At 39.3% G+C, this 12,595-nt stretch carries 13 protein-coding genes; 7 read left to right on the top strand and 6 right to left on the bottom strand.

What is annotated here, in order from left to right:
• Positions 1–301 precede the first annotated feature (301 nt).
• Positions 302–1,258 (top strand): lipid A deacylase LpxR family protein, encoded by a 957-nt coding sequence (locus FHT21_RS20725; RefSeq protein ID WP_167296597.1) that lies wholly within the window; start codon positions 302–304, stop codon positions 1,256–1,258.
• Positions 1,258–2,367, top strand: a complete 1,110-nt coding sequence (locus FHT21_RS20720; RefSeq protein ID WP_167296596.1) for an acyloxyacyl hydrolase — start codon at positions 1,258–1,260, stop codon at positions 2,365–2,367. Before FHT21_RS20725 ends, FHT21_RS20720 begins: the two co-directional genes overlap by 1 nt.
• On the opposite strand, the gene FHT21_RS20715 is transcribed toward FHT21_RS20720, so the two are convergent.
• The 3 genes from FHT21_RS20715 to FHT21_RS20705 are packed head-to-tail and all read right to left on the bottom strand — an operon-like array spanning position 2,364 to position 4,792.
• Positions 2,364–2,723, bottom strand: coding sequence for a CoA-binding protein (locus tag FHT21_RS20715; protein ID WP_167296595.1), 360 nt, complete (start codon positions 2,721–2,723; stop codon positions 2,364–2,366). The genes FHT21_RS20720 and FHT21_RS20715 overlap by 4 nt on opposite strands.
• 26 nt (positions 2,724–2,749) lie before the next feature.
• A complete protein-coding gene (locus FHT21_RS20710; RefSeq protein ID WP_167296594.1) occupies positions 2,750–3,217 on the bottom strand; it encodes a DinB family protein in 468 nt (155 codons plus the stop codon).
• A 33-nt stretch (positions 3,218–3,250) separates the two neighbouring features.
• On the bottom strand, positions 3,251–4,792 hold the full coding sequence (locus FHT21_RS20705) for an FAD-dependent protein (RefSeq protein ID WP_167296593.1): 1,542 nt from the start codon (positions 4,790–4,792) through the stop codon (positions 3,251–3,253).
• 580 nt (positions 4,793–5,372) lie between these two features.
• Here FHT21_RS20705 and FHT21_RS20700 point away from each other — a divergent pair.
• The 5 genes from FHT21_RS20700 (at position 5,373) to FHT21_RS20680 (ending at position 8,322) form a co-directional block, all read left to right on the top strand.
• Complete coding sequence (locus FHT21_RS20700; protein ID WP_029275651.1) at positions 5,373–5,954, top strand: LemA family protein; 582 nt, start codon at positions 5,373–5,375, stop codon at positions 5,952–5,954.
• A gap of 83 nt (positions 5,955–6,037) precedes the next feature.
• Positions 6,038–6,481, top strand: a complete 444-nt coding sequence (locus FHT21_RS20695; protein ID WP_167296592.1) for a TPM domain-containing protein — start codon at positions 6,038–6,040, stop codon at positions 6,479–6,481.
• A gap of 3 nt (positions 6,482–6,484) precedes the next feature.
• A complete protein-coding gene (locus FHT21_RS20690; protein ID WP_167296591.1) occupies positions 6,485–7,258 on the top strand; it encodes a TPM domain-containing protein in 774 nt (257 codons plus the stop codon).
• Between the two features lie 76 nt (positions 7,259–7,334).
• Positions 7,335–7,724, top strand: a complete 390-nt coding sequence (locus FHT21_RS20685) for a hypothetical protein (RefSeq protein WP_167296590.1) — start codon at positions 7,335–7,337, stop codon at positions 7,722–7,724.
• A gap of 49 nt (positions 7,725–7,773) precedes the next feature.
• Positions 7,774–8,322 carry an NUDIX hydrolase gene (locus FHT21_RS20680; RefSeq protein WP_208398996.1) on the top strand — a complete coding sequence of 183 codons (549 nt, stop codon included), beginning with the start codon at positions 7,774–7,776 and terminating at the stop codon, positions 8,320–8,322.
• Positions 8,323–8,452: 130 nt separating this feature from the next.
• On the opposite strand, the gene dnaA is transcribed toward FHT21_RS20680, so the two are convergent.
• The 3 genes from dnaA to FHT21_RS20665 form a co-directional block, all read right to left on the bottom strand.
• Positions 8,453–9,883, bottom strand: a complete 1,431-nt coding sequence (gene dnaA, locus FHT21_RS20675) for a chromosomal replication initiator protein DnaA (protein WP_121287815.1) — start codon at positions 9,881–9,883, stop codon at positions 8,453–8,455.
• A 541-nt stretch (positions 9,884–10,424) separates the two neighbouring features.
• Entirely contained in the window at positions 10,425–11,972 is a 1,548-nt protein-coding gene (locus FHT21_RS20670; protein WP_167296589.1) for a methylmalonyl-CoA mutase family protein, read from the bottom strand.
• Between the two features lie 82 nt (positions 11,973–12,054).
• The gene (locus FHT21_RS20665) at positions 12,055–12,585 is read right to left on the bottom strand and encodes a hypothetical protein (RefSeq protein ID WP_167296588.1); all 531 of its coding nucleotides are present in this window, start codon (positions 12,583–12,585) and stop codon (positions 12,055–12,057) included.
• Positions 12,586–12,595: the final 10 nt, after the last annotated feature.

Here is a 12,595-nt window from a genome sequence, read left to right as displayed (position 1 = left end):
TTAAGGGCTGAAAGGCTATTTTATCTTTTTTTGGGCGCCATGACAGTGTACCCTGCACTGCCCCTGCAACATAAACCCGATTGCAATGGAAAGCCCGCAGCGCAGCGAGGACTTGAAATGGAAAGCGGGAACAAACCTATATAGTAGCACTGAACCTGATTTACGGAAAAACAAACAACACTTAGTATAGTATATAAGTAATACTCTCTGCTATATAATGTAGCATCACCTATCGTATCGATTTTTAAACAATAATTAATACTTTTATGGCTTTATTAAATCATCCAAATAAATGAAGTTGATGCTCAAACTATACTTTTCTCTGCTATTTATCGGCATGACAGAGATTGGTTATGCGCAAAATTATAAAAATGAGCTTGTTATTATCTCTGAGAACGATGCCTACATTGATATTACCAGCGATCGTTATTATACAAACGGTGCTTTTATTAAATATAGGCATGCCCTTAATGGAGCGCACTTAAAAGCAGGGAGAAGTAAAGAAATTATCGGTTTCGAGCTTGGTCAAAAAATATACAACCCTTATTACAGCTTTGCACCAAACCCCGCCCTGCACGACCGCCCTTTTACGGCATACCTTTATGGTGAGGCAAATTACAGTCGGTTTTACACAAATAAACAGATGCTTAAAGTTTCTGCGCAGATTGGACTTACCGGAAAGGATGCCTTGGGCGAAGAGTTTCAAAAAGCATTTCATAAACTGGTTGGTCAAAACCAGATTGAAGGATGGGAGTACGGCTTAAACAGCGAACCAACATTAAACTTAGGCATAGAATACAACAGGCTTTTATTGAGCACAAATAATAAGATATTCGACATTACGGGAATAACTTCAGCAGCGGTTGGCAACGTAATTACAAAAGCAAATCTTGGCACAATGTTCCGCCTGGGCAGATTTAATGATATGGACGGTTCCTCAGCCTTTAATAGCTTGGTGAGCAATAACCATACAAATAAAGCGCAACGTAAATACGAGCTTTTCCTTTCAGTTAGCCCGCAGTTACATGCTGTTGCTTTCGATTCGAGTTTGCAGGGAGGATTATTTTTGAACGATAAAGGGCCAATTACCTTTAAGCCCAAACCGATTGTTTTTACTACGCAGATAGGTTTAACTTTTGCTATTGCACGCTGGACCGCCAACTATACCGCTACCTTTACTTCGAACGAAGTTAAAAACAGCGCCACTGGCTACCGTTATGCCTTTTATAGTCTTGCTTATCGTTTTAGTAAAAGCTAATGAAAAAACTACTACTCTCTTTTATTTTTGTTATTACTGGCTTGGCATTTGCTGAAGCTCAAATTGCACCAGAAAACCGTTCCATTATTCTCAAGCCCATATTTGGCACACATATAAATAATGATCAGGGACACTTGTTTCAGGATCAGATTACAGGATTTGACGCGGCTTATTTTAAAGACATTAGCCAGAATAGCGATAAATGGATTGGTTTTAGTGGTGCTAAATCTTACGGGATCGGTTTTATTTTCAGAAACCTGAGCAAACTGAAAGGTACAAAAGATACTTCGGCCAATGCTTTTGGTCAGATATATGGTCTGGTGGCGCAAATGGACTTTCAATTATTCAGAGTAGGAAAAGCAAAGTTTAATTTTACGCCAGGAGTTGGCTTGGGTTATACGAACAAGTATTACTTTAATAATATCAAAAACAGATTTCTGGGAAGCCCGATCAACGAAACTATAAAGGCGGACTTAGGAATGGAGCTGCCCATGAGCCAATACACCGATCTATTGGTCGGTTTTGGTTTTTTACATGTATCGAATGGTGGAGCTACTGTACCCAATGGGGGTTTGAATACCGGAAATGTTTACATCGGGCTTAAACTAAACAATCCGAAAACATTAACTGCTGAGCGGAAAAGCACTTACACCACTTTGCAACGTAATTCGATTGAGCTTAGTGCGGGTTTAGGCGCAAGGGGCGTATTTGCGAACAGGAACAAAAGCTTATACAAAAGCGGCTTATATGCAGGTTACAATTTTTACCTGAATGATATAATGTCGCTTAAAGCAGGAGCAGATGCGGTTTATTATTATACTGTATTTGACCCGGATAATTATAGAGAAACCTTCCAGAACTACGGTACTTCTTATGATAAATGGCGTACGGGGATCAGCATTGGCGCCGATATCAACTTATGGCGTGTAACCGTTGCGGCACAGATTGGGAAATACATCCACTACAACAGATTGATGGATAAAGCGACCTGGTACTGGACATTCGGGCCTACTTTTAATATTACGCCGCACATTGGCTTACAGGCCAAAACCTATATGCACTTTGCCCAGGCAGATTTTGTGAACTGGGGTGCAGTTTATAAATTCTAATATTGCCCTGTGCTTAGCAATACCAAGGTACAGGCTTCAACTGGTTCGATATGGTGTTTATCCAATAATTTTTCCAGCTCATAATTTTCAGTTCCTGGGTTGAAAATTACCCGTTTGGGCTTTGTTGCAAGGATGTAATCGTGGTATTGCGCCTGTAAGGCTGGGCCAATATATAAAGTTACGGTGTCTATATCAGAATGTATCTGATCTGGTTCTTCAATTTCTACGCCTGCAACCTCTCCTTTCTTTATGCCCACGTTAATAATTTCGTGATTAAAGCGCGTGAGCATATGAGCTGCTTTATAGGCATATCTTGATGGGTTTGGTGATGCACCAATAATAAGTGTCTTCTTCATTATAATTTGATTACGCAGATGAATTACTAAAACTTAGAAAGCAAAGCAATTTGGCCAGAATGGTAAGCATGGTGCTGCGCTAAACCACTTAAAAGCTCAGCATTGGTTACGCCTGTTCCCAAAGCTGGATTCCGCTCACCCTTTACTTCATCATCCCATTGGTTGTTTTTTATGCCTTCGCACAGGCGGATGAGCTCTTCATTTGCAATTTTAAAATTAAAAATAATTCGCTCCCAAGCCTTTGGTGTCCTACTTTCTGGTACTGGCCAATCGCCCATTGCAGGTCCTGCAGCAGGTTTCCCGCTCAGTCTTGAGGTAACTTCTTCTGTCCATGCCGTTAAATGCAGGGCAATTTCGGCAATAGAGTGTGCGCCCGGTACAAAATGGCTAAACGCACTTTCAGGGTTAACGTTATTTAAGGTCTGCATTACATGGTTACCATGCCAGGCATCGCCATTAAATGCCTTTTTTATTTCGTTCGTGATATTAAACATACCTAAACAACAATTGGCGAAATATAAAGTTTGTTAAGATACATTTAATATTGCATTTGCACAGTTAATGCCATCTATTGCTGCCGATACAATTCCGCCGGCATAACCTGCACCTTCAGCACAAGGATATAAACCTTTTATCTGAGGGTGCTGATAAGTCTCTTTATCTCTCGGAATCCTAACCGGAGAGGAAGTTCTACTTTCTACCCCTACCAAAATGGCTTCATTTGTATAATAACCTTTAATTTTTTTCCCAAATAAGGGTAATGCCGCACGTAAACTATCCGATACGAAATCGGGTAAAATATTATCCAGCATCGAACTTTTGGTACCAGGCAGATACGAGTTCTTTGGTAAATCGATCGATAATTTATTGTTCACAAAATCGACCATTCGTTGTGCAGGAGCTACCAGGTTTCCACCTCCGGCCTCAAAAGCCATTTTTTCAACCTCCGATTGGAAATGCAACATCCTAAGCGGATCGTAACCCACAACATCATTTAAGGTAACCTGAACCACTGTTCCCGAATTGGCATAAGGATTATTCCGTTTAGATGGCGACCAGCCATTTACCACGATTTCATTTTCTCCTGTTGAACAAGGCGCAATAATACCGCCCGGGCACATGCAAAAAGAAAATACCCCGCGGGCACCAACCTGCTCAACCAAGCTGTAGTACGCTGGAGGTAAAAACTCTGATCTAATATCGCAGTGGTATTGAGCTGAATCAATAATTTCCTGAGGATGCTCAATCCGTACGCCTAAAGCAAATGGTTTTGTCTCAATCAGGATATTTTTACTGTTCAACAATTCGTACACATCTCTTGCAGAATGGCCAGTTGCCAAGATAATATCATCAGCAAACAACTTTTCTTCAAAATTTATTTCAATTCCTTTTACTTTTCCGAATTCAATCAAAAGATCAGTCATCCTACTATCGAACCTCACTTCACCCCCAGCATTCAGGATCGTATCTTTTATGGAAGTAATAATATGGGGAAGTTTATTGGTACCTATATGTGGACGGGCATCAATGGCAATATCAGCTTCTGCCCCATGGTTTACAAATACCTGTAGCACCTTGTTAATATCGCCCCTTTTATTAGATCGGGTATACAATTTACCATCCGAATAGGTTCCTGCGCCACCTTCACCATAACAATAATTAGATTCAGTATTCACTAAACCCTGCTTGTTTATGGCAGCCAAATCTCTCCGGCGTTGTTTTACATCTTTACCACGTTCTATAATAATGGGCTTTAATCCATTCTCTATACACTGCAAAGCTGCAAACAAGCCTGCTGGGCCAGCCCCGATAATAATCACCGGCTTTGCATCGCTTACATTTTTATAATTAATGGTGTATACTTCGGGAATGGCTTCCTCATCTACAAAAACTTTCACCTGAAGTCTGAATATCACTTTTCTCGAGCGAGCATCTATTGATCTTTTCAGGATTTCGTAGCCTTTAATTCTCGATCCAGGTAATTTTAGGGCTTCAGCCAGTTTCTGGTTAATCACCTCTGTTTGCTCTACCTCGTGCGGGAGCAACGTAATTTCGATGTCTTTTTGCATATCATGTCAGGTTTTTATCCCGAACGCTACAAAGATAGGTAACTGTCTAATAAAATTCATTTGAACCCTCAGAAATTATTCATTTGTTCGGAAAGCAATTGCAGTATTCCATAGGCCTTTTTCTTCCCGCTCTACCTCCTGCCCCGATAGAAAAAATCGGGGCATCCGTTCGATCGGGTTTAGTTTTGTTAGTTTTCTGCTACTATGCCGATTTTCCGTGTTACAGGTAAAAGTTTTCAGCACTGACCGGAGCAGGCATCCTGATTTAAGCACCGGTTTATGTTATATTTTGGTGTGCTTGCTTGTTTCACAGGTTTTCTATCGGGATAAAGCGGAGAGCAGGATGAACATTAAAAAAAGTAAAAGGCCGTGCGCTCCAAAACAAAAGAACTCGGCTGAACTTGCATAGGTTTTTATTTAATTATCCTATCAAATGTTCTAATTTTACTTTATTAAAATCTCTGTGTTGTTTGTCAACCTGTCACATAAATACCGAAATTGTAACAAAGGCATGCAATTTGATATCTAATTCGTAAATTGACCATAAATCAATTCTATTAAAAAGACAAAAACCATAAAAATGAAAAGATTAATATTTGGAATTTTAGCTGCAGTTATTGCAGTGAGCACTTTAAGTTCATGCGGATATAACAGCATGGTTAAACTGGATGAGAACGTTAAATCGAAATGGGGAACCGTACAAACCCAATATCAAAGAAGAGCAGATTTAATTCCGAACCTGGTAGCTACAGTAAAAGGGGCAGCTAAATTTGAGCAGGGTACGTTAACTGCCGTAACCGAAGCACGTGCAAAAGCAACACAGATGACGGTTAAAGCGGATGAACTGACACCAGAAAACATCCAGAAATACCAGGCTGCACAGGGACAATTGAGCCAGGCTTTGGGTAAATTATTATCGATTACTGAAAATTACCCTGAACTAAGAGCTACACAGCAATTCAGTGATTTATCAGCACAGTTAGAAAGTACCGAAAACAGGATTACTGTTGCCCGTAAAGATTTTAACGATGCGGTACAGGAATATAACGGCAAAATCAGATCCTTCCCTACGAATTTAACAGCTGGTATGTTCGGCTTTAAAGCTAAAGGATATTTTGAGGCCGATGCCACTGCAAAAGATGCACCTAAAGTAGAATTTTAATATTCTCAACACAATATATAAGGGTAGTGAATGTTTATTAACTAAGCATTTATTACCCTTTTTACTTCATACAAAATAAGCACATGTCGTTATTTTCAGATATTGAACAAGAAAAAATAGCAAACGCGATCTCCGATGCAGAAAGAGCAACTTCTGGAGAAATTAGAATTGCTATTGACAAACATTGCGCAGGCGATCCATATGAAAAAGCTACCGAATATTTTGCTAAACTGGATATGGATAAAACAGCAAAAAGAAATGGCGTGCTCATTTATTTGGCACATGCCGATCATAAATTTGCCATTATTGGCGATGTTGGGATTCACCAGCTAGTACCTGAAAACTTTTGGGAAACTACTAAAATTGCGATGACAGCACATTTTGCAAAAGGCAATTTGGCCGAGGGCATTATTGCAGGTGTAGCGTTGGCCGGAGAAAAGCTAGCCTTGTTCTTCCCGCCGCAAAAAGGCGATATTAATGAGTTGCCAAACGATATTGTTTTTATGGATAACCTAGAGAACAAATAAGAGATGAAGAAAATATTCTTATTATCACTGTTCAGTTTATTATTTGCTTTCGCTTTTGCGCAGGATTTTCCTGAAAAGCCAAACACCTTAGTTAACGATTATGCCAATGTATTGTCTGCAGAGCAAAAACAGGCGCTTGAAAATAAACTGGTAACCTTTAACGATTCTTCTTCTACGCAGATTGCAATAGCAATACTAAAATCAGTCGGCGATTACGATATTAATGAATATGCGGTAGAACTGGGTAGAAAATGGGGTGTTGGCCAAAGTGGTAAAAACAATGGTATTATGATCGTTGTGGCAGTTGGCGATCGAAAAATCTCTATTCAAACAGGTTATGGCTTAGAAGGCGCATTACCCGATATTTATGCCAAGCGTATTATTGACAACGATATTAAACCCAATTTTAGAGCAGGAAATTATTATGCTGGCTTGGATGAAGGTACAACGTCGATTATAAAGTATACCAGAGGCGAATATAAAAACGATAGTCCTAAAACTTCTTCAAAGAAAGGTGGAGGCGGTGGTAGCATTGTGATTATTATTATTATCGTAATCGTGATTATCATCATTATGCGAAAAGGTGGCGGAGGCGGGAGCGAAGTAATTGGCGGACGTGGAGCATCTAATGCGCTGTTTTGGGCTATGCTTTTTGGAAGCGGCGGCGGCGGCCGAAGCAGCGGTGGCTGGGGAGGTGGTTCTTCTGGTGGAGGAGGCGGATTTGGTGGTTTTGGCGGCGGAAGCTTCGGAGGAGGTGGTAGCAGCGGAAGCTGGTAGGTCCATAGTCCATAAGTTAGAATCTGTTCCTTTTTGAACGTTACAACTTTCCAACAGATTAAACCATTACAACAATATGTACAGAAGAGATTTAATCACGGCAGAAATACAAAAACTTGCACAGGTTTTGGCCCGTATTATGGGTTTAAAGTTAGAGGGCAAGTTAGCCGAGGCCAATCAGCTTTTTGACGAAACTATGGAAAGCGGCTTTCAATTACCAAAAGAAATTCTGGAAAATGAAGATCTGACAGTTTTTGAAAACTGGCTAACTGAAGGTAATATTCCTCCCGAAAAACTCGACTCACTGAGCGAATTCTTATATTACGAGTTAGGCATAACCCCTGATAGAAACCGAATGATTGCCCCAAAGCTGAATTTAGTCTATCAATTCCTGTCAGATCGGCACAAGATTGTGCACTTGGTAAACTTGCACCGTCAAAAAACGATACAACAGTACCTCAGCTAAGAGTTAGCGGTTTTCAGTTTGGAGTAATTCAATTAACATAAATAAAATAATGATTATAGAAAAGTGGCAAAAAATTGCCTCTAAATATTTAGTAAGAGAAAAGTGGGCTACCTTAAGGGTAGACGAGGTTAAACTTCCTGATGGCATTATAAAAGACGACTACTATGTTTTAGAGTATCCAAACTGGGTTAATGCAATTGCATTAACAGAAGAAGGAAAAATCATCATGGTGCGCCAGTACCGCCATGCAGCTGATATTGTTTCTCTTGAAGTGCCGGGCGGTGTGATTGATGGAGATGAAGCGCCAGAGTTTGCGGTTAAACGCGAACTCTTAGAAGAAACCGGTTATAGTTTTAAAACCTGCAAATTTATTGCCGAGCTTTATCCTAATCCTGCAACATCAAACAATAGAACTTTTACTTATTTCTTAACCGGTGGCATTAAAACTCATGAACAGCATTTAGATGAACACGAAATTTTAAATGTTGAGGAATACACCGTTGATGAAGTTAAACAGTTAATCAATGACAATAAAATAGCTCAGGCACTACATGTTGCGGCCTTACACTACGGCTTAGCCGAACTGGAAAAGCTTTAAATATTTAAAAAACACATCACAATAAAGGCCAGATGAAATATCTGGCCTTTATTGTGGTTGAATAAACTTTTGAACATGAACGAAAAATTTTAATTTAAACCCTTCTATCTTTCTGCCCTTGCACTTAAGTTTAGCTCATTTTTAATTTCTTTTGGATATCGTGTACGTAAGCTTTGAACTTTTTATCAGTATCAATTAAATCTTCTACTGTTTGGCAAGCATAAATTACGGTACTGTGATCGCGGCCACCGAAGAAAGCGCCAATCGTTTTTAGCGATGATTTAGTGTGACTTTTAGAAAGGTACATCGAAATCTGACGTGCCTGAACAATTTCGCGTTTACGTGTTTGCGATTTAACCATATCTACAGGAACTTCGAAATACTCACAAACCAATTTCTGGATATATTCCATTGAAATTTCTTTAGAAGTATTTTTGATAAAGTTCTTCAACATTTGCTTAGCAAGTGCTAAATCGATTTCTTTTTTATTCAAAGTAGCTTGTGCCAGCAACGAAACCATAGCACCTTCCAGTTCACGCACATTGTTATCAATATTGTGTGCAACATATTCTACCACCTCGCCTGGTAACTCAATACCATCAGCATACATTTTCTTTCTTAAGATGGCAATACGCGTTTCAAGATCAGGAATCTGTAAATCTGCAGATAAACCCCATTTAAAACGGCTTAACAAACGTTCTTCCAAACCAGCTAAATCTTTCGGTGCTTTATCAGATGTTAAGATTACCTGTTTGCCCGATTGGTGTAGGTGGTTAAAGATATGGAAGAAAATATCCTGTGTTTTTTCCTTACCTGCAAAGTTGTGTACATCATCCATAATGATCACATCCATTGCCTGATAAAAGTTAACGAAATCGTTAATGGTGTTGTTTTTTAGTGAATCTACAAACTGCTGGCAGAATTTCTCACAGCTTACATAGATCACCAACTTATCTGGCATGCTGCGTTTAATCTCGTTACCGATTGCTTGCGCCAGGTGTGTTTTACCCAAACCTACTCCACCGTAAATCATTAAAGGATTAAAAGATGTACCTCCTGGTTTAGCAGCTACAGCGTAACCTGCAGAACGTGCCAAGCGGTTGCAGTCTCCCTCAATATAATTTTCGAAAGTATAATTAGCGTTTAACTGTGGATCAACATTTAATTTTTTTAATCCAGGGATAATAAAAGGGTTTTTAATATCCTTATTAATGGAAACCGGAATCGGCATCGATTGTACCTTTGCCTCCGCTCCATTTCCATTTGAGGGCATATTGGTAGTATAAGGATTACCGCTGTTTGATGATTTATCTACAACGATGTTATATTCCAACCTGCCATCCTCTCCAAGTTGTTTTTTTACAGTCTTGCGTAGCAAGCCTACATAATGTTCTTCAAGCCATTCGTAAAAGAACAAACTTGGCACCTGTATAGTTAAAACCTTACCTTCCAATTTAAGGGCTGTTATTGGCTCGAACCAAGTTTTGAAACTTTGGCTCGGAATGTTATCCTTAATAATTTGAAGACAGTTCTTCCATACTTCTGTACAAGTTTTTTCCATTGCGATTTCTATAATTTATTGGTTTACAGTGCCTATTCGAATTAAAGGGATGGTCCGTTTAGGGACTACGAATATTGAGAAAATTATCAACATTTTAAACAAAAATTTCAAATAAATCGTAACGTACTGATAAGGAATATAGTAGCCCGCTTAACCTCAATTTTTTATGTTGATAACTATTTATTAACACTGGTTATCCACATTAACCATTATTTAACGTCAAAATACCCTCTCCACTTCGAATTGCTGTTAAAAAAGCAAAATCTAAGCCATTTTAGGCATTGGTTAAGCGTTTTAGCCTTTTTTAATCTCGAATAATCTGAAAATCAAAGCCATAAGATAAATAAATTAACATCAATTAATACAGATCATTTAAATTATTTCAATAAACTTTGTTATTGTATGAATTTTACGACACTTTAACCCGTTAATTTAAGGTCAGTGAACAAGATTTCTGTTCATTTTATTAGGTCCCTAGTAAAAGCAAGATACCTTTAATTTAATCTGGAATAAAGTACAAAACAAGGGTACTTAAATTTCCTTAGTAAACGCCAAAAACTTCCCTAAACACATCTGCAATTTCGCCAAGTGTAGCATACTTTTCAACCGCATCTATAATTAACGGCATCAGATTATCTTCGCCTTTAGCCGCCTCATGCAACCTCTGCAGTGCTTTTTCTACAGCATCGTTATCGCGGGTTGTTTTTAATTCTTCCAGTTTTTCAGTTTGCAGCTTGCGTATAGAATCATCAATATTAAAAACCTCCGCTAGCCCCTCTTCCTCTTGGGTAAATTTATTTACACCTACCGAAATCCTTTCACCATTTTCGATTTCTTTTTGATATTGGTAAGCTGCATCAGCAATCTCATTTTGCATATAATTGCTTTCGATGGCATTAACCGAGCCACCCATTACATCTATCCGGTCGATATAAGTCCAGGCAGCAGCCTCTACTTCATCGGTTAAGCTTTCTACAAAGAACGACCCAGCCAATGGATCTACGGTATCGGTAACGCCGCTCTCGAAGGCAATGATCTGCTGGGTTCGTAAAGCAATTTTTGCAGCCGATTCGGTTGGAAGCGAAAGTGCTTCATCATAACCATTGGTATGTAGGGATTGAGTTCCGCCAAGAACTGCAGCCATAGCCTGATTGCTTACCCTGATTACATTGTTTAATGGTTGTTGAGCTGTTAAGGTTGAGCCTCCGGTTTGGGTATGAAATCTTAGCATCTGTGCTTTTTCGTCTGTGGCACCCAAATCTTTGGTAATTTTCGCCCACATCCGCCTTGCAGCCCTAAATTTAGCTATTTCTTCAAAGAAATTATTGTGGCAATTGAAGAAGAACGATAACCGTTTCGCAAACACATTAATATCTAAACCTTTATCCAGCGCTGCTTTTAGGTAGGTTTTACCGTTAGCTAATGTAAAAGCAAGTTCTTGCACAGCAGTTGATCCAGCTTCACGTATGTGGTAGCCAGATATAGAAATGGTATTCCACTTCGGAACTTCTTTACTACAAAACTCAAAAATATCGGTAATCAAACGCATAGATTGCTTTGGCGGGTAGATATATGTGCCTCTTGCAGCGTATTCTTTTAATATATCATTCTGTATCGTCCCTGAAATCTGTTTTAAATCTGCACCTTGTTTTTTAGCCAGCGCAATATACATGGCCAGTAAAATTGAAGCCGTTGCATTAATCGTCATCGAAGTGGTGATATCTTTCAACTCGATACCATCAAATAAAATTTCAATATCCTTTAGCGAATCGATAGCCACCCCTACCTTACCCACCTCTCCGTCGGCCATTTCATGATCAGAGTCGTAACCAATTTGAGTTGGAAGATCAAAAGCAACAGATAAGCCCGTTGTTCCCTGGGCCAATAAATAATGATAACGTTTGTTCGATTCCTCAGCGGTTGAAAAACCGGCATACTGCCGCATAGTCCATAAGCGTCCCCGGTACATATCTTTCTGGATTCCCCTGGTAAAAGGAAATTCTCCGGGCAGCTCTTCCGTTGGCCTTGCTTCGGTATACAGCGCCTTTATTTCAATACCTGAAGTGGTGGTGTGCTTTTTTTCGCTCATAATTGGTTAGTTCATTAGTTCAATAGCCATTGATTCATTAGGCCAGCTAAGTTGGTTAACTATTAAAACTGGTTACACCTTGTCAAAAAAGCTGATGAATGTCCTTTTTAATCAGCTCAATGGTTAGATCGTAAGGATTTTCATCAATGCTAGCCATGTGCTGTAAAATTGCTTTACTCAGCTCAATTCCGTTTGCATCTGCGGGTAAACCTTGCACCGCATTATTAATCATTGCTATGGTATCATCTTTCAGTTTACGCACCACATTCCAGGTTACACGATCTACATACAGTTGCTGGGTAATATTGTGCTGATATTCGGAACGCACTTCATTTAAGATCCCTGCCTGTAAAGTTGCAATGGCAATTCCTTGCTGATGCAGGCGAACGAGCAAATTTGCAGGGTTAATGCGATCTATAAATATGATTAAACGTTCGTGTGCCTGTAACCTCAAGGGTAAAATGTGCGCCCGGCTTTCTTTATTGAGCTCAATGGTTTTCAGGCTAAAGAAACGCTGGATATCGTTCTTTAAAATATAATAAACAGCCATTAATGCGATGAAAATGCCTGCAAATAAGATCACTATATCAACTAAAATTTGTTGGGTATTCATAAGTATTGTT

Origin of the sequence: Pedobacter sp. SG908 (assembly GCF_011759615.1) — a bacterium.
GTDB classification, from domain to species: Bacteria; Bacteroidota; Bacteroidia; order Sphingobacteriales; family Sphingobacteriaceae; genus Pedobacter; species Pedobacter riviphilus.
The sequence above is the reverse complement of the archived record's forward strand: the minus strand, read 5'-3'. Positions and strand labels throughout refer to the sequence as shown.